Raw genomic sequence first — 25,014 nt, 5'->3', positions numbered from 1 at the left:
CGAGGTAGACCGCTCCCATAAGTTCGGGAACCACTCCCGTCACGAGGTAGACCGCTCCCATAAGTTCGGGAACCACTCCCGTCACGAGGTAGACCGCTCCCATAAGTTCGGGAACCACTCCCGTCATGAGGTAGACCGCTCCCGTTACAACATTCATAACTACAGCTTAAATATGGTGACACCAACTTCAATATTGCTGATGACACCTTAAGCATTCAAAGGTAAGCACGCACAGTTATGCACCTATACCGCGTGTTACATCGAAAATTTTTGTATTTTCTTTATTTTACCAAAATCCGAAATATTGCAGAGTACAGTTGTATAAAATCTGATTAAAAATTTCTTGCTGACGCAATTATGCCGCCAGACTACTCCGGTCAAAATCTGCAAGGTCGCTCTTTTAAAGGTCAAAACCTGACTGGGGCAAACTTTAGCAAGGCGGATATTAAAGGGGCAGATTTTACCAACGCGATTCTCAAAGATGCTGATTTCACAGGTACTAAGGCTGGACTACAGCGACGTTGGACTATTGGGTTGCTTATGTCGTCATGGCTGCTATCGGGAATATCAGGATTTTTCTCAATTACTTTTGGTGTATTTGTAGCATATCTTTTTAACACCGAAGCCCAAAGGACTGCAAACTTCATCGCGGGGATAGTCTCCCTAATTGTGATGCTGGTTTTTTGGATTATTACCATTTATAAGGGTTTGACAACAGGTTTAGGAACCGTAGCCTTTGCCTTCGCCTTTGCCTTTGCCTTCGCCTTTGCCGGAGCCGTAGCTTTTACCGGAGCCGGAGCCGAAGCTTTCGCCTTTGCTTTAGCCTTCGCCGTCGCCGTCGCCGTAGGCTTCGCTGGAGCCTTTGCCGTAGCCTTTGCCGGAGCTTTCGCCGTAGCTTTCACCGGAGCCGTAGCCGGAGCCTTTGCCGTAACCGTAACCTTTGCCGTAACCGTAGCCGTAGTCTTAGCCTTGACCGTAGTCTTAGCCTTGACCGTAGCCTTTGCTTTAGCCTTCGCCTCAGCTGTAGCCGGAGCCGGAGCTTTTACCGTAGCCTTCACCGGAGGCTTTGCCGTAGTGTTTACATTATTTAGTGCTTACATTGGCTGGCGTAGTCTGGCTGGAAATGAAAAAGAAGCTTGGGTTCGCTCATTTGCGATCGCTTTTGCAGCTACAGGTGGTACAAGTTTTTGTAATGCTAATTTAACTGATGCTGATTTTACTGGTGCAACTCTTAAAAATACAGATTTGAGAAAGTCCAACCTCACACGCACTCGTTTTTATGAAGCTAAAAAATTAGACTTTGCTAGAGTAGACAACTTAATATTAGCTAACCGAGATGTTCTCAATTTGCTAGTGACTGGCAATGGTAGAGGAAAATCTTATGCTGATGCTGACTTAAAAGGTGCAAACCTGATCGGTGCAGATTTAAAGGAAGCGAATCTAAAAGATGCTGATATTACAGAAGCCACCTTCCAAGGTGCTTGTTTAGAGCGGGCAAACCTAACTCTAGCTCAAGCTGTAGGTACTAACTTCACCAGCGCTCAAATGACAGGCGCTTGTGTGGAAGCGTGGAATATTGAAAGTACAACCAAATTAGATAATGTAGATTGTCGCTTTATCTATCTTCTCGAAAACCCAAAGTCTGAAACAGATGACCGCGAACGCCGTCCCAGTAGTGGCGAATTTCAACCAGGAGAATTTAGCAAGCTGTTTGAAGAGGTTTTGAATACTGTCGATTTAATTTTCCGCGATGGCATAGACTGGAAAGCTTTTGTTAACGCTTTCCAAACAGTGCAAGACCAAAACCAAGGCACAGAATTAGCTTTACAGAGTATTGAAAATAAAGGTGACGGGGTTGTTGTCGTTAAAGTCGGTGTACCTTTTGATGTTGATAAAGAAAAGATTCATAGCGATTTTACGCAAAATTATCAAGTGGCACTGCAAGCTGTAGAAGAAAAATATAAAGCACAATTACAAGCTAAAGATGAGCAGATAGTCATTTATCGCCAAACAAGTGGAGAGATGGCAGAGATTGTCAAATTATTAGCGAATAAGCCGATTAATGTTCAAGTTGACAACAAAGTAGAGAATAAAAATATGACTAATAGCAATGATGCCAGCCGCAAAATTGAAATTGGCAGTGTTGGCAGAGATTTTAATGCTAGTGGACAAGCTTTAAATTTGGGTGACATCAGTGGTACGGTAACAAATACTATCAACGAGTTAGCAGCATCACCCGAACCAGATAAACCGGGAATTAAGGAATTGTTGACGCAATTGCAAGCAGCAATTGAGGCTGATACAAACTTACCGCCAGAAGATAAAGCTGACGCATTAGAGCAAGTGAAAGCCTTAGCAGAAGTGGGGAAAAGTCCTCAAGAAGGGGGAATGCAAAAAGCGGGGAAAACGGCTATAAAGATTTTAAAAGGGACGATCGCTAGTTTACCCAGTGCCACAAAGTTGGTTGAACAGTGCAGCAATCTATTGCCGTTAATTTCAACTTTTCTGGGTTTAGGGTAATCCGCTTGTGATTCAAAATTAGGACTTACGCATTGACAAGAAATACCAAACATGGATAAAGTTAAAAACCACATCTTTCGTAAGGGCACAGAAAAAGCTCATTGGTGTCAACTTAAGGTTAAAGCCAGTCTAGAACCAGCTTTTAGAGATAGTCTCGAAAAGAAGTCTCTGACTGGGAATGCCTGTCGTTGAGGCTCCGCCTCAAGACTAGCGGCAGAGCCGCAATGAGGTGCATTTCCAGCAAGAAGCTGGAAACGAGGTTTTAAAGGGGTTTGAGCTTAAGTTGACACGCATGAGCATTGCTGTGCCCCTACAGCATGGTCTATTTACGATCGCAGGATAATTAATAAAAGCCTGAAACAACCTATTTTAGCTAGTGCATATCATGATGCATTTGTACACTGCGTAAGTCCTAAAAATTTGCCTCTGACCGAAAGGAATAGCAGACTTCATCCGGGTCTTATACGAAAAGACACGTTAAAAGATAGCTATGACTACGCTTAACTACAGTTTACTGCGATATTTTGAGACTAAATGCAACGGCAAACTTCCGCCACAGTGTACTAAGTTGATGTGCAGCTAAATTGCATAACACGAAAACCCAAAAATATTGTAGTGCGGGCATCTTGCCCGCGTCCAATATACAAATTAAATACGCAACAGCTTAGTACAGCACGGCGTAAATAAGCCACCCATTTGAAATGTCTCAAACCCTTGCAAACAATTAATTACGAATTACGAATTACGAATTACGAATTCCGCCACAGTGTACTAGTATCCACTGAGTTCATGAACGCCGTACATTCAAGCAACACCATTCTTTGCGTTTCCACAAGGTAGCAACGACCCAACCATTTTCTTCTAAAGCGTCAGCAACAGCTTTAGATTGTTCCAGTAAAATACCACTGAAGATAGCCCAAGTCTCAGGTTTAGCGATCGCACTCATTTCGGGAACCAACTCAATAATCACGTCAGCCAAAATATTACAAACGATACCATCCACTGGTTGAGAAACCAGTTGTGTCAAAACGTCTACACTTCCCTGTGCAGGTAGTAAACGTTCTGGGCTAATGTCGTTCAGGGTACGATTGCTGATAGTTGATTGCACCGCCAAAGGGTCAGTATCTACTGCATAAACTTTCTCGGCTCCCAGTAGCAGCGCCCCAATGGAAAGGATACCAGAACCACAGCCAATATCCGCAATTACCAGATGTTCATGTTTGCCACTATTACCCACAAACGACTGAGAAACTCCACTCAGCCGCATTTCCAGGGATTCCAAACATAGCTGAGTGGTGGCATGGTTGCCCGTACCAAATGCTACACCAGGGTCAAGACGAATCACTAACCGTTCCGTTGTTTCTGGTAATGGTAGCCAAGCCGGGTTGATCAGGAAGCGATCGCCTATTTCCTGCGGATGCCAATATTGTTTCCAGCTAGTCGCCCAATCTTCCTCATCAATTAACTGCCATTGCAGGGCGGGAGATGAAAGTCCTATACAAAGGGCATCTTGACGCAGCCACAGCGACAGCGCTGCCAAATCTAGTAGCTGTATTTCAATTGTCGGCAGATAAGCTCTTACTAAAGATAAATTTCCTTTGTTTTCACTAGCTGTACCACGACAGCCAAAATCTTCCAGTCGCCAAAAGATCGAATCTTCTAGGTCTGGCTCACATAAAATCTGTAGTTCCCACCAGGTGTTTGCCATAATTCCGAATTCAGGAGTCAGAATTCAGAAGTCAGGAGGAATTATTTCTTCTGACTCCTGGCTCCTGACTCCTGACTTCTAAAGAGTTACCGTATACGCGTCCCGAATACCAGGGACTTTTATAATCTCACCCAAAATGCCCTCAGGTAAGGGGTCATCTATACTCAGAGCCATTACAGCATCACCACGGACGATTTTACGACCTACTTGCATACTGGCAATATTCACATTAAAACTGCCGAGTAGGGAACCAAGTTTACCGATAATCCCCGGCATATCGCGGTGCAGGGTAAATAGCATATATTTGCTGGGTGGGACGTTAATCGGGAAACCATCAACGTCGGTGAGGTGGATTTCTCGCTCACCCAACAACGCGCCTGTTACCGAATGAGTACCTAAAGTACCTGTGGCTTCTAGATGAAGCGTTCCGGCATAGTCTCGAATGGAAGCATCGCGGGTTTCAATCACCCGGATTCCGCGCTCTTTGGCTTCTATGCTGGCATTTACGTAATTTACCCGTTCCCGCAAAGCTTGGTAAAGTAATCCTTTCAGGGCTGCTACTACCAAAGGCTGACTTTTGTTGGTCGCTAGTTCGCCTTGGAGTCGCACAGTGAGGGTTTCCACCCGTCCACCAGCTAGCTGTCCCACTAGATTACCTAGAGTTTCTGCTAGTTGCATATAGGGTTTGAGTTCTTCCAACACATCGGGGCCGAGTCCGGGAATGTTGACGGCTGAACGTGCTGGTAGTCCTAAAAGTACATCTCGAATTTGTTCGGCAACATCAATGGCCACATTTACTTGAGCTTCCGTAGTGGAGGCTCCCAAATGGGGGGTGAGGATGATTTCTTTGCCTAGCGATCGCAACTCAGATTCACCCAGTGGTTCTGACTCGAACACATCCAAGGCTGCACCCCCGATTGTACCCGCTTTCAGAGCTGCTGCTAAAGCTACTTCATCAATGATCCCACCACGAGCGCAGTTGATAATCCGGGCCGTGGGTTTCATTTTTGCCAGGGTTGTGGCATTGATTAAGTGGGTAGTTTCTGGGGTTTTGGGGATGTGTAGCGTAATATAATCTGCTTGCTGGAAGAGTAAATCTAGCTCCACCAACTGACAGCCAAGTTGTTCGGCTCGGTCTGTAGAAATAAAAGGGTCATAAGCTAGGAGTTTCATCCCCATTGTCTTAGCTACAGAGGCGACATGGGAGCCAATTTTACCCAAACCGACAACGCCGAGAGTTTTTTTGTAGACTTCCGCGCCGACAAAGCTATTGCGATCCCACGCACCGCGTTTCACCGAAGCGTTAGCATCGGGGATGTGGCGAGACAAAGCCAAAATCATCGCTAGTGCGTGTTCGGCGGCAGCAATTGTATTTCCCTCTGGAGAATTGACTACCACAATTCCCCGGCGTGTGGCAGCAGGAACATCCACATTATCCACACCTACACCAGCCCGACCGATGATTTTTAGCTGGGTACCGGCTTCAATGATTTCTTGGGTGACGCGTGTACCAGAGCGAATCATCAGCGCGTCATACTGACCAATAATTTCGATCAGTTGGGCTGGTTTTAGACCTAGTTTGACATCAACGGTAGCAACTTGCGAAAGAATGTCAATTCCAGCTTGGTCAATAGAATCAGAGACAAGAACCTTAGACATGATTACTTCATTTTAAAGCTACAGGTTTTGCTGCACAAGACTTTTCAGTTTAGTCTTTATCTGTCGCAATTCAGCAAAAATTATTCGTTTTAATATCAACTTAACCTTTACTTACGCTGCGTGCTGATGGTATCGAAGCATGAGTTGCTTTTGGTGGATACTGCCTCCTAACTATTTGAACATGAGTGGCTGTTTGCACTACCCTGTCGCTAAATATATCATCAAGATAATCGGATTGTGACGCGAGTCTTGTCTGCGCTGCGATACCTACGCGACCGAGGGTCACAGCCCGTTGTAGACATCGCTACCGGAGAAATCGTGCTAATTCTGGTAAGTCAATCAATTTTGGATTTAAGAGAAAGCGATTAAAGAATTGACTGTACCCACTCTTGGGTTGCAGCTTGGGGATTTAAGAGAAAGCGATTTTAGATTTGTTCCGCCCACAATATGCGAGGCTTGTACCAAAGAAATAATCCAAAATCCAAAATTTAAAATCTAAAATTGGCACGGTCAAATATCCTTTAAGTTTTGGGGAAATCAGCCATATTAGAGTACAACTGCTGCTTTTAGGTACTTTTGTCATTAGCTTCTTAGTTTAACGAGTTTCGTGAGTTTAAGTAAAGAGCAACTATTAAGCGGCAAGTTTTGTGGCGGGTCTAAATCGCCGTTACAAAACTTAATTACGAATTACGAATTACGAATTACGAATTACGAATTATTTAATTCTTGGGGTTTTGCCGAGTCTTTTTGCCAAATAAACCAGACATACTTAATCCTGTTGCCAACAATCCCAGAAGTCCTAATCCGTTCAAAATTGGGTAGATTCCTTCAAGATGAAGGATTTCGCCTGTATGGATACCTAAGAGGAAGCTAGCTGGAACTCCTATACTAATAGACCACTCGCGGACAACCGTTGTTAACATCCCAGTCAGTACGGTTAAAATAAGTGGCAGAGATACGATGATGCCAAGAATACGATGATACTTACGAAATGAACGTTTCATAGTAGTTCTCCGGTCAGTAGAAACTTTTTTCCAATACAATGTAGCCTCAATATCACCGGAAATGCAAATTAGAAAAAGAAAAATCGAGTTTTGTCAGACAAGACTCGAAGTAAGAAATTGATGTGAGGAGTTTTTAGAGATTCTGTTCTTCAGGGCAAATGCATCTAAGCAAGTGGGTCAAATTAAATATAAAATCTCACTCTGCCTCCGGCTTCCCTCTCCTTACCAAGGAGAGGGATTGAGGGTGAGGTTTTATCTTATATTTAATTGTGCCTTCCAACTTAAATTCAGGGCTATTTCATTCTCATCTAGTCAGCCTCAGAATGAATTCTGAGTCTAATAGCACTCATTCGTCTAAAGACGACTAAGAAAAGGTTATAGTCCGTTAAAACGGACTTTAGCTAAAAGCCAAAGAACTTCAGTTCTGGGCGGTTTCTGTCTAGAACGAAATAGCCCTGTACTTAAATTACTCTGGATCACAATTAACGTTAAAATAATTCGTAATTAAAAACTATTGCCTTTTAGGAATAACGTTTCTGATTCCACTTTTAGTAGAGACAGTATCACCTTTGTAACGAGGGATGATATGAATACTGGCGTGCAGAATATTTTGACCGGCGGCTCGGTTGATATTCATTCCTATATTAAAACCATCAGGTTCAAATTCTGCTTTGAGAATTTCTTGTACTTTGTTCACCATAAACCAGCAAGCAGATTGCTCTTTGAATGGTAATTCAAAATAACTGCTAACATGACGTTTGGGAATAACTAAAATATGTCCTTTACTTATAGGATAGCCATCAAACATAGCATAAGCAGTTGCGGATTCAGTTAATAGTTTGAGATTTTTATGGGGATTACAGAATATACAATAATTAGATGAATTTCGCTGATGATTATAGTGAACATACTCATATAATTCCCGATGTTCATCTAAACAAACTGAAGTGAATGGAAGTTTGACAATACACTGATAGGTAGGTTTTTTATGGACATAATGTTCTCGAAAACCTTCTTTTTTGATATCCCTTCTTACAGCATAATAAGCTTTACCACCTGGTTTTAACAAGTGTGATACTTCCATAAGAACATTAGTTTGTTCTTCAGTAAATAAAACATTTAAAACATAAAAGCAAATTATTGTATCGAATTTATGATCGGGATATTCTGGAAAATAAGAAGGATCATAGCCTGTAATATCACAACCTTTTTGGCGCAATATTTTTACATCATTACCAAAGCCACAACCAAAGTCTAGTATTTTGCCTTGTAGAAGATTTTGATTTAATAAAAACTGTGCCGGAAATGATAGATAATTTCTTGCGATCGCAGTGAGATGGCTGAACTGATTTTTTTGCTGTTTCATGGAATTTTGGTGCTGATGTCCCAAACTTATTATTCCCAGCATTCCTTGAGGTTATGCGATGTCTACGATGGTCACTGAGCCTGCGCCGAAGTGCGGGCTGTTCGGTGACGCATCAGGTTCAACACCTAGCTAATATATCAGCACGTTGGCGGTATGTGTGAGGTGCAGCGATCGAAGCATTGTAGCTTTTTCCCAATTCTCACCCCGTAGCACCTCGCGTAGCACGGGGTTTTGTTTTAGGTGGTTGAGTGCGATCGCTCTGTTACGTTGTCGGATCGCAATTGGGTTTTTGCATGATTTGTAAAGGCGATCGCGCTCATGTGAAAATGGCTTTGATTCAAGATGAGGGGCGATCGCTCTCCATGCGTGTCAACTTAACGTTAAAAGGGCGGTTAGAAACCGCGTCTACACGAGGCTTAACCCACCTTTCCTGCGGAACGCCAAGGGCGAACGTGGGTTAAGAATCCTTGATTTTGTATTAGTCCACGGAGGTGGACTTTGTTTGTGTAGCCGCGTTCGCCTCAGCGTGCCGGAGGCTCTATTCCATTCGCCCTGGCTCTAAGTTGACTTAAGTTGACACCAATGATCGCTCTCCCCCCTAGTCTTTTTCTTGAATTTTGAATTTTGAATTGATGTCTCCCTTACGGCGCTTGCGTCTGTGGCTCCATCGCCTTACTTGGCGGAATCTCCTCAAGAGGAATCAGTGCTTCGATCACCGATTTCACAATTGGCGCGGCGACAGTAGCACCATAGGCACTTTCTCCTTTTGGCTCATCCACTAGCGCAAACACTACATAACGAGGAGATTCCACGGGCAAAATAGCCACAAAGCTGGTCATTCTCGCACCCTTGATGTAGCCGCCAGAGGGACTAGCTTTTTGGGCTGTACCAGTTTTACCAGCAATGCGATATCCCGGAATTTGTGCCACCTTGCCGGTACCTTCAGTAACAACAGTTTCCATCATTTCCACAACCTTTTGAGTTGTTGCGGCTGAGAAAATTTGGCGGGGGATGGTGAGAGTGGGTGAATCATGCATTTGCCCTTTGCTATCAATCAGCCCCCGAACTATATGGGGTGTGACCAACTTACCGCCATTGGCTAAAGCACCGTGCATTTGCACTAGCTGTAACGGTGTCATAGAAAAGCCTTGCCCAAAGGAAGTAGTAGCGGCTTCAATTGGCGAAGCGATAAATTCTTCTTGACTTTTGAGCCGACCGCCAACTTCAAAAGGTAAATCTGTATCAACTTTTTGTCCTAGCCCCAAGCGTTCTAGCCAGTTGTAGTAGATTGAAGGCTTTAAGCGTTGGATAATTTGCACCATACCAATGTTGCTAGAATGTTGGAGAATTTGAGCGATGTTGATCCGCCCGTAACCATTGTTCTCAGCATTTTTAATAGTGTAATTAGCTACTTGAATAGAGCCGGAGTCATTAAACATATCATCTGGTTTGACGACGCCATTTTCCAGAGCGATCGCCACATTCAAAGGTTTAAAAGTCGATCCCGGTTCATAAAGATCCGCCACCGTCCAGTTTTTAAATAACGAAATATTAGCCTTAGCGTATTCATTAGGATTATAGGTAGGTTCAGAAACGAGGGCGAGTAAGGAACCATCCAACGCATCCATCACAATTACCGCTCCACGTTTGGCGTCAAACTTCTGCATCTGTTGTTTGAGCGCAGTCCGAGCAATTCGTTGCAGACGGCTATCGATAGTGAGTTGCAGTTGCAAATCATCAAAATGTAAAAAACCTTCAGGGGCATGATCCGGCATCAGGTCGCCATTACCCGACCGACTGAGCCGCATCGTTTGCACAGGACGTTCTAGCAACTTCTCTTGAGAATATTCCACACCAGCTTGACCACGGCGGTCAACATTCACATAGCCCACCACATCAGCAACCAAATCATCTGAGGGGTAATATCGGGAGTATTTTTGAATCCACTCCAAGCCATTTAAGCGCAAAGAGATGATGCGATCGATAATTTCTTCCGGTAGGGCTGGGGCAAGTATAATTCCGCTTCTTTTGCCTTGAAAAGTTTTCACCAATTCCGCAGGATCTTTTGCCAAAATTGGGGCAAGTCGCCCTGCCATATCTTCATTAGACTTATCAAACAGCTTGGGATGAGCGTACAAAGTATATACAGGACGGTCAATCGCCAATAGATTAGTATTGCGATCTACCACCGGGCGACGGGGCATAAAAGGTCGCAAATTCACCATTTGCTGGTTTCGTGCCTGCTCAGTTAACTTTGGCCCCTTGACAATTTGGAGGTTATACAATTTGATACCCAACCCCAACCCTGATGCCATTAATACGCCCCATACTATGAACAGTCGGGACTTGGTGTTGAATGTTTGCTCTTGGATATTAGAGGCTAATTTTGCCAAAAGCCCTCGTTTATAATCTTTTTGTCGCCTTGTGAGTGCTGGATTCCGAAATTTTCTGGATTTGGTTCTGCTTGGTGACTTCTGCACATTTGTTCGCCCTACAGTATGGTTTAATTGCCTAAAAATTGCTATAAATCTGACTTCCCGAATTACGAATTACGAATTACGAATTACGAATTAGAATTAGTATCCCAGTGGGAAGATTGTTTGCTGTTGCGTTTGAGAATTTGGCGTTGTGTTAGACGATGCTGGCTTAGGACTATGAGATGCTGGATGCAAGAAAATCATCCCTTGAGGAGTGGGCGATACCAGCCCTGCTGTTGGTTGCTCTGCTTCTTGGGCCATTTTATTTGTCAGCGTCGCGTTGGTTGTCATTAGCAGCCGCTCATGACGTTGAAGGCTTTGCAGTCTGCGATATGACTGACTCCAAAGCTGTTGGCAATATACCGTCCAGCCATAAACAGCAAGTGTCGATGCTACTAACAAAAACGCTAAAACTGTCGAATAACGATGAAAGGTGTACAAGCGCAGCAACCACAAAGGTGTCGCTCCCGAATTAGACATTGTGGGAAGGGGAAGAAAACCTACCCCCAAAGGCTTCTGGTTCGGACTCGACTGCTCATTGAGATTTGGCACTTGTCGTCTACCCAACTCTTTCACCGATTTGGGCATAACCGCCTCATTTGTGGGAGAAACCGCGAGATTTTTCGAGGAACGCCGTTCTTTTTGAGAGGATACTGGTGTAGAAGCGCTCCGTGCTGCTGACTCCATACGCGCAGAGCGTCGCCTCCCTAAAGAAAGGATAGAATCTTGCCGGAACCAATTACCCCTTGTAGAAACAGCAGATTTACGAGCAACTACCATAATTTTTTTAGGTGGGAAATACTGTACTTTCGATTGATTGTCTTGATTGTCTTTTTTTGATTAGGTTAAAATCACCTTCTGTCCAACAAGCACACATAACAGACTACACTCTTTTAACTGTTCTGATAGGTAGCTGTATCAATGTTTGCAATCAGCGATTAGCAACTGGACAGCTTGCCTTTTAGGTATCGCACCTAAAGTATGGCAACGCGGGGCAGCAAGATGCAATACTCCGTGAAAAAAATAAAATTTTTTGCTATGATAACTCGGTTTGCTAGAAAACTTGGTTATTTCCGTTTTGCTCCTGAGTTAACTAAATCGCCCTCGTCCCCCACTGAACCTGTAGTCAGGTCAGTGGCGGGATATCAGGCGCGGCAATGACGAAACCATCTCGCTCCCGAATCAACCTTTTTGTTGATTCGGGAGCGAGATGGTTGAGAAATTGCCAAAATATTTGCCAAAGAATGTTACTACAATATGTATATAATAGTAACAGGTCGATATTTCGGAGAAGTTTAGATGAGACGGCAAGCCGTAAAGGTGAGGATATACCCCACTGGTGAGCAAGTTCAAGTGCTAGCACGGCATTTTGGATGCGCTCGTTGGTGGTGGAATCATGGGTTGAATCAATGCATTGAAACCTATAAGGCAACTGGCAAAGGTTTGTCTCAATCTGGTCTAAATTCTTTATTGCCAGCACTCAAAAAGGAAAAAGAAACTGAATGGTTAGGGGAGTGCTATTCGCAGGTATTGCAATCTGTGAGCCTTAATCTTAGTCGTGCGTATCAAAACTTTTTTGAGGGTAGAGCAAAATATCCAAGGTTCAAATCGAAACATCACCATCAATCAATCCAGTACCCGCAGAAAGTAAAGCAGATTGATCAGTCTTTGAAATTTCCCGGTAAACTGGGTATGGTCAAAGCTAAAATACATCGACCGCTTGATGGAACAATCAAAACCGTTACCGTTAGTAAATGTCCATCGGGTAAATACTACGCCTCTGTGCTGATGGAGTATGAAGGTGATTATCCAGCAACCAATAGTGATGGTAAAGTTATTGGGATTGATTTAGGAATCAAGGATTTTGCAATTACCTTTGATGGCGAGAAAATATCCAAATATCCAAACCCAAAACACCTAGCCAAATATGAAAAAAAATTACGATTAAAACAGCGTATTGCTGCACGTAAAAACAAAGGTAGCAATCGTCGTAGAAAGGCAAACAAGATTGTCGCTAGGGTATACGAACAGGTTAGCAATGTCCGCCAAGACTACCTACACAAACTGTCTAGAAAGATAGTTGATAACAACCAAGTTGTAGTAGTCGAGAACCTTTTCATCTTGGGCATGGTTCGTAACCACAAACTAGCTCATGCTATATCTGATACTGGATGGAGAACCTTTGTCAACTTTTTATCCTACAAATTAGAACGCTTTGGGGGGAAGTTGGTGGAGATAAACAGATGGTTCCCTAGTTCCAAACTTTGCTCTAATTGTCATTACCAAATATCGGCATTGCCGTTAGATGTCAGAACCTGGACTTGTCCAAGTTGCAGTACTCACCATGAAAGGGATGGTAATGCAGCGATGAATATTAGAGCAGAAGGTATCAGAATGCTTGCATTGAGCGCAGTCGAAATGCTGTCCTCCTCTGGGACGGGGGAGGCTAACGCCAGTGGAGAGGATGTAAGACCAATTCGCGGACGCAAATCCAAGATGCGGCAATCCTCCGTGAAACTGGAAGCCCACACTGTACCGTCAGGTTAGTGTGGGTAGTTCACTATGTAATCTCGCGGCCTTAAAAAAAAAAGCAATAAATACGGTATCGTATTCAACAGGCGAAAAATTGTTCTAGCCACAATTGGTGAAAGAGGAGTTATGAAAACAAAAATCTTTGGTTTGGCTCTAATGTTAAGTCTGGCTACAATTCTCGGAGCCTGTGAAGGTGGTGGTGATGGTGCTGGTACCACTACTACTCCCGCCGCTACAGGTGAACCAACTGATGCACCTCCTGCTGGGTCTAGCCCCGCCGCTACTATAGCACCTACTCCTGCAACTACTCCCGCAACTACTCCCGCAACTACTCCCGCAGCTACTCCTAAATAAGGCATCTATCAGCTTTAGTTTAAATCATGGCCAAAACAGCTTAGTAACAAGGCTCGTCACCACATAGCTAGAATTAATTAGGTTAACCTAAAAACCTACATCTTTCTATTGGTGTATCAGAGCCTAGAGTTTGCTCAAATATCAGCTAAGTAGGGCAGCAAGTAGAGGACACTGGTGATGAGGGTTACGTCCTCAACCAAGTGTCCGCCGGAAATTTTCGCCTGACCGAACCTTGTTCCCCAAGTCCAAGGGAGTTGAGCTATGTGAATCTAAGCTATTTTGTGGGTAAGGTACTTCCCTGATTTGGTATTTGGAATGGCTTAGACTCCTAAGTTTTGAGAGGGTAAAACAATTCATTGCGATCGCACGCTGGCAATTGCTCTTGAGCATTCCCTGTAGTCTATTCCATATCAGAACAGACCTGGTAATGTCCCTTGGTATTGCCAGATTTTTATTGGGAAAATTTGTAACTTTGGGAGTGGGGAGTGGGGAGTGGGGAGTGGGGAGTGGGGAGTGGGGAGTGGGGAATGGGGAAAACAGATTTTCATCCTGCGTTGTGAACGCAGTTCAGAAGATGGGGAGAGTTAAAGCGAGAAAGGCGATACAATTACTGTGCTTAATCGTGATTAGTGCTACGTTGGTTGTGTTAAGTAGCTATTGGGGATCAGTGGTAATAGCATTACCGCCACCAGAGGATATACCAGAAGAAATATTACGCACTAAGATAATCATAGAAGCGCGATCGCCTATTGATGGAAGACTCCTAACTGCTGCTGAATACGTCCAATTACAAGCCCAGCTGCAAGAAGTCCCGCCACCAAAACTAGACCCCAAAATTCGAGAACAGATTTTCTTGCTTCGCTTACGTAAAACGTTATTTCAGTTTTTCCCATTTTTAAAGTTTTGACAAATTACTCAAGGGTCAAAAGTCAACAGCTTTTCCCCAATGCCCAATGCCCCATGCCCAATGCCCCATGCCCCATGCCCAATGCCCAATGCCCAATTCTGAGGTAGGATAACGGTGACGACAATAGTGCAAGTAAATGTAAAGAATATATACAGATATTAAAAAAGTAGATTTAGTCAATCACGTTATTTCACTTAGGTAGCTTCATGTCCATGACCACGATCGCCCCTGAACAGGTTAACAGCATCGTTTGGAATCAGCATAACGATCCCTTTGAAATACTAGGTTCTCATCCCCTAGAACAAGACGGCAAAACTGTCTGGGCTGTGCGGGCCTACCTACCAAATGCAAGTGCCGCATGGGTAGTTATTCCTGAACAACGCAAGGAATACCCCATGCAAACAGTGCATCATCCCCACTTTTTTGAATGCACCATTGAAACCGCAGAACTGGCAAACTACCAGTTACGGATTAAAGAGGGTGAACATGAGCGTGTCACTTATGACCCTTACGCTTTCCGTTCTCCCAACTTGACAGACTTTGACTTGCATTTGTTTAGTGAAGGCAACCATCACCGGATATATGAAAAACTGGGAGCGCACCCCACGGAAATAGACGGCGTTAAAGGCGTTTATTTTGCTGTTTGGGCACCCAACGCCCGGAATGTTTCATTGTTGGGAGATTTCAACCTCTGGGATGGGCGTAAAAACCAGATGCGTAAAGGCCCCACCGGGGTTTGGGAATTGTTTATTCCTGAAATCGGTGTGGGAGAACATTACAAATATGAAATCAAAAATTTTGAAGGACACATTTACGAAAAATCCGATCCCTACGGTTTCCAGCAGGAACCCCGCCCGAAAACGGCATCCATTGTCACTGATTTAAATGCTTACAGTTGGAGTGATGAAGACTGGATGGCAAAGCGGCGTCGCACTGATCCCCTCACTCAGCCAGTCTCAGTCTACGAAGTGCATTTAGGCTCTTGGTTACACGCTTCGAGTGCCCAACCAGCGATACTCCCCAATGGTGAAACGGAACCTGTAGTTATCGTTTCTGAACTGAAGCCGGGCGCACGCTTCCTTACTTACCGGGAACTGGCTGACCGACTCATTCCCTATGTCAAAGAATTGGGATACACTCATCTAGAATTGCTACCCATTGCGGAGCATCCCTTTGATGGTTCTTGGGGTTATCAAGTAACTGGGTACTATGCCCCCACCTCTCGTTTTGGCAGCCCTGAAGATTTCATGTATTTTGTTGACAAATGTCACCAAAATGATCTAGGGGTAATTGTAGATTGGGTTCCTGGTCATTTCCCCAAAGATGGACACGGTTTAGCTTTCTTTGATGGTAGCCACCTCTACGAACACTCTGACCCCCGCAAGGGCGAACACAAAGGATGGGGTACTTTGGTGTTCAACTACGGTCGCCATGAAGTCAGTAATTTTTTAGCAGCAAATGCCCTTTTCTGGTTCGACAAGTACCACATTGACGGGATTCGTGTTGATGCTGTTGCCTCGATGCTCTATAACGATTATTGCCGCGAACCTGGAGAATGGCTGCCCAACAAGTACGGCGGCAGAGAAAACCTAGAAGCAGCAGATTTTCTGCGTCAGGTAAATCACATTATCTTTAGCTATTTCCCCGGTATTCTCTCAATTGCTGAAGAATCTACTTCCTGGCCAATGGTATCTTGGCCGACCTACACAGGCGGACTGGGCTTTAACTTGAAGTGGGATATGGGGTGGATGCACGATATGCTGGATTACTTCAGCATGGACCCTTGGTTCCGCCAGTTCCACCAAAACAATATTACCTTTAGTATGTGGTACAACCACAGTGAGAACTTCATGCTGGCTCTGTCCCACGATGAAGTGGTACATGGCAAGAGCAATATCATTGGTAAAATGCCGGGGGATACATGGCAGAAGTTAGCGAATGTGCGTTGTTTATTTAGCTATATGTTTGCTCACCCAGGTAAGAAAACCATGTTTATGAGCATGGAGTTTGGGCAGTGGAGTGAGTGGAATGCTTGGGCAGATTTGGAGTGGCATTTATTGCAGCATGAAGCCCACCAACGGTTAAAAACGTTTTTCCACGATTTGAACCATCTCTACCGTTCTGAACCAGTTTTGTACACCCAGGATTTTGCTGAACCTGGGTTTGAGTGGATTGACTGTAGCGATAACCGCCATAGTGTAGTTTCCTTCATCCGGCGTGACAAGGATACTGATGATTTTGCGATCGTCGTTTGCAATTTTACACCGCAACCCCATTCTCACTACCGCATCGGTGTACCGCAAAAGGGATTTTATACTGAGTTGTTCAATAGTGATGCGCGTCAGTATGGCGGCAGCAATATGGGCAACTTAGGTGGTAAGTGGACAGATGATTGGTCTTTGCACAGTCGTCCCTATTCGCTGGATTTGTGTTTGCCACCTTTGGGTGTGTTGATTCTCAAGTTGGATAAGAAGAAGACTGCTGAGGTAATTGGGTAATAATTTGGGGTGGGCGTCTAGCCATTGGTGTCAACCTAAGCCAAAACCCTTTTAAAACCTCGTTTCCAGCTTCTTGCTGGAAATGCACCTCATTGCGGCTCTGCCGCAAATCTTGAGGGGGCAGCCCCCCATTATGCATTCCCAGTCTCCGACTGGGAACGAGACAATCTCTAAATGCTGCTTCTAGACTAGCTTTTACGTTAAGTTAACACGTATCGCATCTAGCTCGTCCATAACCAAGGGCGGACAAGATGTCCACCCCACAAGATTAGATAATTTATTTGTTGGTAATCCTCAAAGACTCGTTAATCCCGCATTTATCACAAGCTTGAGGAGAAGAAGGGGCAGAGGGGAAAGAACTTGTACAAAAACTTCTCCTCTGCTCCCCCTAGCGAACCTGCACAAGCGCAGGCTTTGAGAGATGTGGTGAGAAATCCGGGTTTAAAAGCATGATTCGTTTTTGCCTCAGAATTCAGTACAAAAATTAATCTTATACTCAATACTTTACCCATCTTTCAGCATGATTACTAATTGACAAAATGATTTTGTCTTAACCTCTCACCAATGCAGTAAACCTAACAACCATTCTTGAAGAAGAATGCAGAATCCAGAATTCAGAATTAACCAATCTTTCAGTCGGGGATTCAGACCCGCGACTGATTTAAGACCACCAAATGTATGATTTGGTGGGGGTCTTAAACCCAGTTATTCATCCGCTTTTTCGGTCAGAATACCTAACATGAATTCTGACTCCTGACTCCTGAATTCTGTTCGATAAATAAGGTTTTCTTGATTTTTAATAGCGGCACATACTTACTGCCACGATTGTGCTTCCATTTTTCTACTTACTGCCATCAACTGCTTCCATTCTTTCATAGATTTTCCGCGATCGCATTTTCTACATAACGAAGTAATCAACCTTTGAGGTGCATTTACTGCCATCATGTCGGTAAAGTGACAGGAATGAGGCACAAATAATACTTGTTTCAATCCCTAATAGGGAGTTAATGAAATTTCAACATTGTTGTTTCCACCTTACTCGGTGCCATCCGAGTCGTTTCAATCCCTAATAGGGAGTTAATGAAATTTCAACTTAGAAAACTTAACTATTAAGCAGAAACTATGTCTGTTTCAATCCCTAATAGGGAGTTAATGAAATTTCAACTGAACAGTCCAAGCGGGAATACACCCAACAAGTTGTTTCAATCCCTAATAGGGAGTTAATGAAATTTCAACCTAAAAGATTAGTATTTCTTCGTAGTTAATATTTATGTTTCAATCCCTAATAGGGAGTTAATGAAATTTCAACTCCATAGAAAGGAGTTCGAGTTGTGTTGCATCTCTGAGTTTCAATCCCTAATAGGGAGTTAATGAAATTTCAACTTCCTGTAAGTGCGGCTCCAGAATGTTTTTTCATACGGGTTTCAATCCCTAATAGGGAGTTAATGAAATTTCAACTATTATGAAATACTTCTCAATTGTAGGCGATTTTCTGTTTCAATCCCTAATAGGGAGTTAATGAAATTTCAACCTTAGCCCGATCGCACAAATCCCCCATCCCCCCGTTTCAATCCCTAATAGGGAGTTAATGAAATTTCAACTCTGCCAAGATTGCCTGGGCTGTAGCTTCGTCTGTTCCCGTTTCAATCCCTAATAGGGAGTTAATGAAATTTCAACGTGATCAAGCTCCAGGTAGATGCCGCGATGAAATTGTTTCAATCCCTAATAGGGAGTTAATGAAATTTCAACTGCATATATTCCACTTCCTTTCAGTGCCAATTTCGTGTTTCAATCCCTAATAGGGAGTTAATGAAATTTCAACACCTTTGTCGCCTTTATCACCCTTGTCGCCCTTTGTTTCAATCCCTAATAGGGAGTTAATGAAATTTCAACCAGCCCATAGGCTTAACAGGCATACGGCAACGAGTTTCAATCCCTAATAGGGAGTTAATGAAATTTCAACTGCTTTTCAAAAATTCAATAAACTCTCGTACCGTGTTTCAATCCCTAATAGGGAGTTAATGAAATTTCAACATAATAGGCCGTCGCTATCCAATAGTTGATATAAAGTTTCAATCCCTAATAGGGAGTTAATGAAATTTCAACTAACTTCTGATAGCTATCAATCATGGTTACGGATGTTTCAATCCCTAATAGGGAGTTAATGAAATTTCAACCTATATTGATGCTTCGCAGTTTGTTGCTGGTTTTTTTTGGCGGTTTCAATCCCTAATAGGGAGTTAATGAAATTTCAACATTTGGCTAGTAGCTGAAAGCTCTAATCCGAGTGGTTTCAATCCCTAATAGGGAGTTAATGAAATTTCAACACCAGAGGATGCGGCGACGGCGTTGCAGGTGGAGTTTCAATCCCTAATAGGGAGTTAATGAAATTTCAACCAAAATATTCCTCAGCTTCACCAGTAGCCTTACTTTGGTTTCAATCCCTAATAGGGAGTTAATGAAATTTCAACATACTATAAATATAGTGAATGAGGAAAACGATTATGAGTTTCAATCCCTAATAGGGAGTTAATGAAATTTCAACATTATTTTGGAAACGTGTCTATTGGTTTAGAGCAGCGGTTTCAATCCCTAATAGGGAGTTAATGAAATTTCAACAAAAAATATCAAGGCCAGGAGGAGCCGCCCACTAGTTTCAATCCCTAATAGGGAGTTAATGAAATTTCAACAACTTGGCTGTATTACAAACTTAATAGCTGCAATGTTTCAATCCCTAATAGGGAGTTAATGAAATTTCAACAGCTTGGCTTATTCAGAGTCAAGCTAAAACTTGGTGTTTCAATCCCTAATAGGGAGTTAATGAAATTTCAACCTTAGCTATTCTGGAAAGTGTAATTAAGATATTAAGGTTTCAATCCCTAATAGGGAGTTAATGAAATTTCAACTGTGACTGCCTAAAATATAGTCTGTATTGGGTTTTCAAGGTTCTGTAGCGCGAATGAGCTAATCATAGCATGGAGAATTGACATTAATTTTTAGGAAAATAACTAAAACCTAGTCTGTGTAAGGTGCGCGGGTACTTTAGTCACTATTTCCCCCAAAACTCTTGCACCAGTGGGATTTGAAGTACCCTTTCACCAATCTCGTTTTAAACATCTACCCATCCGCGCATTCAGCAAAAAAAATAGTGTCATCACGAATTTTTTCCCCACCAATCCGTTCAACTTTACTCACACAGCAGGCACATAGGAAGTAAAAGAGGATACTATCGCTTTCAGGCTTGATTAACTTGTTCAAGCGCGATCGCAATTTGGCGTACTGAGTATCGGTTAGGTAGCATTCAAACACACTATACTGTACCCACTGTCCATAGGACTTAAGGACTTTGTGAATTTTAGTGCGGCGTTTATCTTCGGAAATATCATAGGACACAATCACATTCATCGCTACTTTTATTCTCCAGTTTCTATTTCAAAACCAATGGTGGATATTTTTCGGTTTCACCCATCAAATATTTTGCTAATAATCGCGCCTGTAGTTCAAATGCTTCTTGGTAACTACATTTGCGTCCTAATACAGGATGTTTAAACTCGGATTGTTTCTTTTGCGCGTATTGTTGCAAAAATCTTTTTCGCCCTTCTGGGGTTAAAGAAACTGCGCCACTCAACGGTTCTGTGAGAAAATCTGCTTTTGTCAACAATTGCTTATTCAATGTAGATAATACTACTGCATCTACTATTAAGGGGCGAAATTCTTCCATTAAGTCTAATGCTAATGACGGTCTACCATAGCGTTCGCAATGTAGATATCCTAAATATGGATCAAATCCAGCAATGTTGACTGCACCTTGAATGTCATGGCGCAATAATGAATAGCCAAAGCTGAGTAAAGAATTAACAGGATCAGTTGGAGGACGACGGACACGTTTATTAAAACTAAATTCTGTAGTCCGAATTAATTGGTCAAAGCAACCGAAATAAGCAGCACTTCCGGCACCTTCTAACCCACGTAGTGAATTAATATTTTTAGTAGTCTCGATTGGTGCGATCGCTTGCTCTAAACGTGTTACATTCACAGATAAATCCAAGCCTGGGCTTTCACGTTGGCGACGGATGAGGAAATTACGGTAGTTTTTCAGCTTCCCACGGACAAACCCTTGTACTACATGAATTGCTTGGGATGACTCACCTATTGCTTGCCATTGAGCCTTACGTACAAAGATATTTTTGGTGACTTCTGGTTCTATCCTTCCCAAATAACGACCAGTTTCTGTGAGAAATGTAACAGGTATATGCCTCTGTAGTAGTTCAAATATGGCGGCTGGTGAAACAGTTGCACGTCCTAAAATTACAACACCATCCACCTTTATTAACGGGACATCTAAAATCGTCTTTTTATCAAATTTGACGTGGAGTCGTTCATCGACTTTACCGATAAAAGCATCTTCTTGAGTGACGTATACTGTACCCATAATTACATCCCAAATTAATGCGGTTTGGTTAAGGGAAGAGACGCGATAAATCGCCGTCTCTACAAAGGACTGATTATTGTAAAGACGGCGATTTATCGCGTCTTTGCGATCTCGGACGTGTCATTAAAAAACCTTATCCGAACCGTATTACATCCCAAATCAATTCTTAGTTATCAAAAACTTCTAATTAGCTACCTTCTTGATAGCGTCCTACTTTTTCTACAGCTTGCGGTAGACAGTGAGAATATAAACTACATCCATCACACCGTTTGCTTTTGATAGCTTTGGGCATTGCACCTGTAAATAACAGTGTTTGCACAGCTTCAATAGTAGCGATCGCACTTTGACGCAATTGTTCTGAAATCTCGACTAGTTGGCGTTGGTGAGAGTGTGCATAGTAGATGTAACCATTACTGATGGGTTTACCTGTCATTTCTTCTAAACAGAAGGCTTGAGCGCAGACTTGTAATTCATCGTTATCCCACTCGCCCTTACGTCCTCGTTTGTACTCTATTGGATAAAATTCACCGTTTTCTGATTCAATTAAATCTGATTTGCCTATGAGCTTGTATTTTTCAGACTTCAGCCAAATTGCTCGTATTTGCCAAGTATCTTCACGTTGTGCTTCACCAACTGTATGAACTCGCTCATGTAAACTTGTACCTTCAATTGTGTATTGATTATCAGTAAATTCTCCTGCACAAAACATTCGCCAGCAGCGATGTGAACAATAGCTATACTGATTTAAAGCAGCAATCGGAATATAATCACTCTCATTCATAGGTTTCAATTTAAATGTCAATGAAATATTTACACACGGCGTACTATTCCCATACCCATTGTTGTTTTACGCCCCAATCCTGCATATAATGCAAAGTCAGCTAAAGCATTAATTTGCTTGATACTTGTTGATTCAATATCACCCAAAATTCGATAACTTATTCCACCAACACAACCTATGAACTTACTTTCATAATTGCTGACAACTTCAGTATTAATGTTAAAAGCACTTGGATAAATTGATTCAATGGGAATACTAGAAATTTCTATCCCACTATATTTGTTCCAACGACTAAGGAGGCTATTGAAAACACATTCTTTGATAGGTAGAACAGTATCATATCCACCTTGACGGAATGATACAGGTGTAGCAAAGGTAAAATTGAGGGTGCGATCGCTATCACTAGCTTGCTCATACAATTGTGTATAGCTGCAAGCATTTGCCCAAGGTTGGATTGATTGAGGCGTACCTTGAATACTGGCAATATATAAGTCAGCAGAACCTAAATGCCAAGGATGATTGGGGTTTAAATTTAGCCACAATGGAGTTAATTTTTGAAATAAAGTATCATCCAGTAGGGAAATACGCCACCAGCAGCAAGTACCAGTCGGGATGAGTTTTTGATGGCTAAATTGGAAAGACTGATGATGTTGTTTGTGTTGTCGTTGTATTTGTAGAGGTGAAAGAGTAAAAGCTTTATCTGCGTTGGAGGAGTGCAGATAGTTTCCCAAGGATTTATCGACAAAACTGACAAGAGTCAGAAATAGGGCGTGCAGATGTCTCCCAGTTAAAAATTCTGGATAAATGGGAGATTGGGGAATGAGGTTAAGGACAAGACTATGAGGCATGAGTAATTTAGAATGGTAGATGTAAGGTGGGCAATGCCCACCACTTGAAATTAAGCTTTAAATCGATACTGCATTTTTGCAGGTAAACGCAATTTTTCAGTTTTATTGGGATTATCGAATTCGTAATATTGCCCTTGGCAAATGCTGACATTTTGAATCAGACTTACTGGGGGCATATTTACCACATCATAGCTAACAACTTGATGGGTAAACATCACATCTAAAGGATTCAATAGGTGAGGAAAAGTGAAGTCACCTGTTTTTAATTTAATGTTGCTAACCTCTTGAATTGTGAGTTCACATTTACTCATCCATTTACCCAATCGAATCCATTTTGGTAGCTTCAATTGCTTTTGTGAAATTACAAAAAACTCAAATCTGCTTTCTGGTGCAATTTCTTTTGCTCTACCAAAACTTGGAATATTTTTTTGTGTTTTTTCCATCTCAACATGGTAGTTGTTATTCGCATACTTCCATGTATTGAGAGTAGCAGTATAGTTAACTGCAAAAGAGGGTGTTAGATAAATCCCCTGTTCATTTAGGGGTGTTAAATGTTCCTCGTATTTAGGAACTTGTTCAGGACAAAAGTAACGATAAGAATGTTTTTCAACGACGGTAGTAGAGTAAATTTTGCTATCGACTAACCCTAATGCGTAGCAGAGTGCATAGTTATGAATCACTGGTTCTGTTTCGTAGAGTCGTCCAATTTCACGAGTTGCGTAATATAGACTGTCATGAAGTTCTAATTGACAGCAATAAATTATTAACATAGCTATTATCCTAACTTAGCAGCAGTTTTCTTTTTACTGATGTGTTTTTTGGCGTATTCTTTAGCTTCTACATCAGCTTTTTGGAGAATTGACTTTATTCCTGTTTCACTACCTGTGAGAGTCTTTACTTCATTCAAAAGGGGTACAAAAGCATCACCTATTAAGTCAGTATGCACAATAAACTCATCAACCATTAATGCCTCAATAGTATTTTTAGCAGCAGTAATTACATCATCTTCATCTAGCGGATCGGGAGCATTTAGGGTGTTATTAGATTTCATTTGGTCATATATTGCCTGAGTCCAGCGCAGGTTGCTGGTGATTTCTCCGTCTGCAAATACAACACCAATTAACTCATTTCTAACCCGACCTGTACGGGTGGTTTGCGCTCCATAATGACGAGTTCGCAGAATATTATTAAAAACGTAAAGGAAGCTAGCCTCAGTGGGGTCTTTTAACGTGACAATACTAGGAAAGAAAACTTGGGGTCTAATGTGGTCTTGTTGGTTAATTCGACTTGTAACTTCACCAGGTTTAGAACCATTTTCACCCTTAGAAGCCATCGTGCCATTTTCATAAGGAGCATTTAGTGTGAATGTTTCGTGTGATTGATCAAAAGCTGTGATTGAAAATGCTGTGTCTACCACAACTTTAGATTTTTCTGAACCAGAATCACCAATAGCAAATCCGTAAATGATGCAATCAGGATTATCCATTGCAAAATTCACGTTATACTCGCATTCTTCAGCCGTCATTAATCCATAGTTACGCAGTAATTCTCGACCAACTAAACGCTCTGGAGTAGATTGTTTGCGCTTGAACATTGACAAACGGCTAATTGTGGTTTTGTCTTTAACTCCTGCTCTTACCCGTGCTTTATTCAGTTCTGCATCTGTCTGGAATAGTGGATAAGATTCAGTAACGCGAACAGTGAGAAAGTGGACATATTTACCCATTGGTTTATAAGGAATCTCAGCTTGAAAGAATTTGGATTCAACAGTTTTTAAAATTGCCATGATTTATCTCTAAAATGAGGTTATTTAAGTTAAATCGGCGGTTAGAAACCGCATCTACACAGGCTAAACCCACTTGCGTGGGTTAAAAACATCCATTTTTTTATTAGTCCGCGTAGGCGGACTTTGTTTGTATAGCCGCGAC

23 protein-coding genes and 1 CRISPR repeat array are annotated in these 25,014 nt (G+C 42.4%); of the genes, 8 read left to right on the top strand and 15 right to left on the bottom strand.

Annotated elements, in window-relative coordinates:
• The 3 genes from V7K27_RS23840 to V7K27_RS23830 form a co-directional block, all read left to right on the top strand.
• On the top strand, positions 1–211 hold a 211-nt coding region (locus tag V7K27_RS23840; RefSeq protein ID WP_334950598.1), incomplete at its 5' end, for a hypothetical protein.
• A gap of 146 nt (positions 212–357) precedes the next feature.
• Entirely contained in the window at positions 358–2,520 is a 2,163-nt protein-coding gene (locus tag V7K27_RS23835) for a pentapeptide repeat-containing protein (protein ID WP_334950597.1), read from the top strand.
• A 51-nt stretch (positions 2,521–2,571) separates the two neighbouring features.
• On the top strand, positions 2,572–2,712 hold the full coding sequence (locus tag V7K27_RS23830; protein WP_334950596.1) for a hypothetical protein: 141 nt from the start codon (positions 2,572–2,574) through the stop codon (positions 2,710–2,712).
• Positions 2,713–3,307: 595 nt separating this feature from the next.
• On the opposite strand, the gene prmA is transcribed toward V7K27_RS23830, so the two are convergent.
• The 4 genes from prmA to V7K27_RS23810 all read right to left on the bottom strand — a co-directional run bounded on the left by prmA (position 3,308) and on the right by V7K27_RS23810 (position 8,257).
• Entirely contained in the window at positions 3,308–4,228 is a 921-nt protein-coding gene (gene prmA / locus V7K27_RS23825; RefSeq protein ID WP_334950595.1) for a 50S ribosomal protein L11 methyltransferase, read from the bottom strand.
• Between the two features lie 78 nt (positions 4,229–4,306).
• A complete protein-coding gene (gene serA / locus V7K27_RS23820) occupies positions 4,307–5,887 on the bottom strand; it encodes a phosphoglycerate dehydrogenase (RefSeq protein WP_334950593.1) in 1,581 nt (526 codons plus the stop codon).
• A 719-nt stretch (positions 5,888–6,606) separates the two neighbouring features.
• Entirely contained in the window at positions 6,607–6,891 is a 285-nt protein-coding gene (locus V7K27_RS23815; RefSeq protein ID WP_334950592.1) for a peptidase, read from the bottom strand.
• Positions 6,892–7,402: 511 nt separating this feature from the next.
• The gene (locus V7K27_RS23810) at positions 7,403–8,257 is read right to left on the bottom strand and encodes an HIT domain-containing protein (protein ID WP_334950590.1); all 855 of its coding nucleotides are present in this window, start codon (positions 8,255–8,257) and stop codon (positions 7,403–7,405) included.
• A 248-nt stretch (positions 8,258–8,505) separates the two neighbouring features.
• Between V7K27_RS23810 and V7K27_RS23805 the strand changes: the two genes are divergently transcribed.
• A complete protein-coding gene (locus tag V7K27_RS23805; RefSeq protein WP_334950589.1) occupies positions 8,506–8,718 on the top strand; it encodes a hypothetical protein in 213 nt (70 codons plus the stop codon).
• Positions 8,719–8,898: 180 nt separating this feature from the next.
• On the opposite strand, the gene V7K27_RS23800 is transcribed toward V7K27_RS23805, so the two are convergent.
• The gene (locus V7K27_RS23800; protein WP_334950588.1) at positions 8,899–10,737 is read right to left on the bottom strand and encodes a peptidoglycan D,D-transpeptidase FtsI family protein; all 1,839 of its coding nucleotides are present in this window, start codon (positions 10,735–10,737) and stop codon (positions 8,899–8,901) included.
• Positions 10,738–10,833: 96 nt separating this feature from the next.
• Positions 10,834–11,514 (bottom strand): hypothetical protein, encoded by a 681-nt coding sequence (locus V7K27_RS23795; protein WP_334950587.1) that lies wholly within the window; start codon positions 11,512–11,514, stop codon positions 10,834–10,836.
• 519 nt (positions 11,515–12,033) lie between these two features.
• Between V7K27_RS23795 and V7K27_RS23790 the strand changes: the two genes are divergently transcribed.
• Positions 12,034–13,281, top strand: a complete 1,248-nt coding sequence (locus V7K27_RS23790; protein ID WP_334950586.1) for an RNA-guided endonuclease InsQ/TnpB family protein — start codon at positions 12,034–12,036, stop codon at positions 13,279–13,281.
• A 111-nt stretch (positions 13,282–13,392) separates the two neighbouring features.
• A complete protein-coding gene (locus V7K27_RS23785) occupies positions 13,393–13,620 on the top strand; it encodes a hypothetical protein (protein WP_334950585.1) in 228 nt (75 codons plus the stop codon).
• A 410-nt stretch (positions 13,621–14,030) separates the two neighbouring features.
• Here V7K27_RS23785 and V7K27_RS23780 read toward each other — a convergent pair whose 3' ends face one another.
• A complete protein-coding gene (locus tag V7K27_RS23780) occupies positions 14,031–14,168 on the bottom strand; it encodes a hypothetical protein (RefSeq protein WP_334950583.1) in 138 nt (45 codons plus the stop codon).
• Between the two features lie 26 nt (positions 14,169–14,194).
• On the opposite strand from V7K27_RS23780, the gene V7K27_RS23775 reads away from it, so the two are divergent.
• The gene (locus tag V7K27_RS23775) at positions 14,195–14,527 is read left to right on the top strand and encodes a hypothetical protein (RefSeq protein ID WP_334950582.1); all 333 of its coding nucleotides are present in this window, start codon (positions 14,195–14,197) and stop codon (positions 14,525–14,527) included.
• Between the two features lie 15 nt (positions 14,528–14,542).
• On the opposite strand, the gene V7K27_RS23770 is transcribed toward V7K27_RS23775, so the two are convergent.
• Positions 14,543–14,707, bottom strand: a complete 165-nt coding sequence (locus tag V7K27_RS23770) for a hypothetical protein (protein ID WP_334950581.1) — start codon at positions 14,705–14,707, stop codon at positions 14,543–14,545.
• A gap of 26 nt (positions 14,708–14,733) precedes the next feature.
• Between V7K27_RS23770 and glgB the strand changes: the two genes are divergently transcribed.
• Complete coding sequence (glgB, locus tag V7K27_RS23765) at positions 14,734–17,025, top strand: 1,4-alpha-glucan branching enzyme (protein WP_334950580.1); 2,292 nt, start codon at positions 14,734–14,736, stop codon at positions 17,023–17,025.
• An 813-nt stretch (positions 17,026–17,838) separates the two neighbouring features.
• Here glgB and V7K27_RS23760 read toward each other — a convergent pair.
• The 7 genes from V7K27_RS23760 to cas7d form a co-directional block, all read right to left on the bottom strand.
• Complete coding sequence (locus V7K27_RS23760) at positions 17,839–17,997, bottom strand: hypothetical protein (RefSeq protein ID WP_334950579.1); 159 nt, start codon at positions 17,995–17,997, stop codon at positions 17,839–17,841.
• Between the two features lie 11 nt (positions 17,998–18,008).
• Positions 18,009–19,931: a CRISPR direct-repeat array (repeat unit 37 nt; unit sequence GTTTCAATCCCTAATAGGGAGTTAATGAAATTTCAAC).
• A gap of 211 nt (positions 19,932–20,142) precedes the next feature.
• A complete protein-coding gene (gene cas2, locus V7K27_RS23755) occupies positions 20,143–20,430 on the bottom strand; it encodes a CRISPR-associated endonuclease Cas2 (protein ID WP_292771772.1) in 288 nt (95 codons plus the stop codon).
• A gap of 22 nt (positions 20,431–20,452) precedes the next feature.
• A complete protein-coding gene (gene cas1d, locus V7K27_RS23750) occupies positions 20,453–21,457 on the bottom strand; it encodes a type I-D CRISPR-associated endonuclease Cas1d (protein WP_334950578.1) in 1,005 nt (334 codons plus the stop codon).
• 187 nt (positions 21,458–21,644) lie between these two features.
• Positions 21,645–22,238: a CRISPR-associated protein Cas4 gene (gene cas4, locus V7K27_RS23745; RefSeq protein ID WP_334950577.1), complete on the bottom strand. Its 594-nt coding sequence runs from the start codon at positions 22,236–22,238 to the stop codon at positions 21,645–21,647.
• A 29-nt stretch (positions 22,239–22,267) separates the two neighbouring features.
• Positions 22,268–23,086, bottom strand: a complete 819-nt coding sequence (gene cas6, locus V7K27_RS23740) for a CRISPR-associated endoribonuclease Cas6 (protein ID WP_334950575.1) — start codon at positions 23,084–23,086, stop codon at positions 22,268–22,270.
• 50 nt (positions 23,087–23,136) lie between these two features.
• The gene (gene cas5d, locus V7K27_RS23735; protein ID WP_334950574.1) at positions 23,137–23,856 is read right to left on the bottom strand and encodes a type I-D CRISPR-associated protein Cas5/Csc1; all 720 of its coding nucleotides are present in this window, start codon (positions 23,854–23,856) and stop codon (positions 23,137–23,139) included.
• A gap of 5 nt (positions 23,857–23,861) precedes the next feature.
• A complete protein-coding gene (gene cas7d / locus V7K27_RS23730; protein WP_334950573.1) occupies positions 23,862–24,872 on the bottom strand; it encodes a type I-D CRISPR-associated protein Cas7/Csc2 in 1,011 nt (336 codons plus the stop codon).
• Between the last annotated feature and the right edge of the window lie 142 nt (positions 24,873–25,014).

The organism is Nostoc sp., from assembly GCF_036919575.1.
Classification (GTDB): Bacteria; Cyanobacteriota; Cyanobacteriia; order Cyanobacteriales; family Nostocaceae; genus Nostoc.
Note: the sequence above shows the minus strand (reverse complement) of the source record. Positions and strands in the feature narration are given on the sequence as shown.

Coding starts and splice junctions, on each gene's coding strand:
- glgB (WP_334950580.1), top strand. CDS start 14,734: ATGTCCATGACCACGATCGCCCCTGAACAGGTTAACAGCATCGTTTGG.
- cas4 (WP_334950577.1), bottom strand. CDS start 22,238: ATGAATGAGAGTGATTATATTCCGATTGCTGCTTTAAATCAGTATAGC.
- V7K27_RS23830 (WP_334950596.1), top strand. CDS start 2,572: ATGGATAAAGTTAAAAACCACATCTTTCGTAAGGGCACAGAAAAAGCT.
- prmA (WP_334950595.1), bottom strand. CDS start 4,228: ATGGCAAACACCTGGTGGGAACTACAGATTTTATGTGAGCCAGACCTA.
- V7K27_RS23835 (WP_334950597.1), top strand. CDS start 358: ATGCCGCCAGACTACTCCGGTCAAAATCTGCAAGGTCGCTCTTTTAAA.
- cas5d (WP_334950574.1), bottom strand. CDS start 23,856: ATGTTAATAATTTATTGCTGTCAATTAGAACTTCATGACAGTCTATAT.
- cas2 (WP_292771772.1), bottom strand. CDS start 20,430: ATGAATGTGATTGTGTCCTATGATATTTCCGAAGATAAACGCCGCACT.
- V7K27_RS23790 (WP_334950586.1), top strand. CDS start 12,034: ATGAGACGGCAAGCCGTAAAGGTGAGGATATACCCCACTGGTGAGCAA.
- V7K27_RS23810 (WP_334950590.1), bottom strand. CDS start 8,257: ATGAAACAGCAAAAAAATCAGTTCAGCCATCTCACTGCGATCGCAAGA.
- V7K27_RS23780 (WP_334950583.1), bottom strand. CDS start 14,168: ATGAAAATCTGTTTTCCCCATTCCCCACTCCCCACTCCCCACTCCCCA.
- cas6 (WP_334950575.1), bottom strand. CDS start 23,086: ATGCCTCATAGTCTTGTCCTTAACCTCATTCCCCAATCTCCCATTTAT.
- V7K27_RS23785 (WP_334950585.1), top strand. CDS start 13,393: ATGAAAACAAAAATCTTTGGTTTGGCTCTAATGTTAAGTCTGGCTACA.
- V7K27_RS23775 (WP_334950582.1), top strand. CDS start 14,195: ATGGGGAGAGTTAAAGCGAGAAAGGCGATACAATTACTGTGCTTAATC.
- V7K27_RS23815 (WP_334950592.1), bottom strand. CDS start 6,891: ATGAAACGTTCATTTCGTAAGTATCATCGTATTCTTGGCATCATCGTA.
- serA (WP_334950593.1), bottom strand. CDS start 5,887: ATGTCTAAGGTTCTTGTCTCTGATTCTATTGACCAAGCTGGAATTGAC.
- V7K27_RS23795 (WP_334950587.1), bottom strand. CDS start 11,514: ATGGTAGTTGCTCGTAAATCTGCTGTTTCTACAAGGGGTAATTGGTTC.
- cas7d (WP_334950573.1), bottom strand. CDS start 24,872: ATGGCAATTTTAAAAACTGTTGAATCCAAATTCTTTCAAGCTGAGATT.
- cas1d (WP_334950578.1), bottom strand. CDS start 21,457: ATGGGTACAGTATACGTCACTCAAGAAGATGCTTTTATCGGTAAAGTC.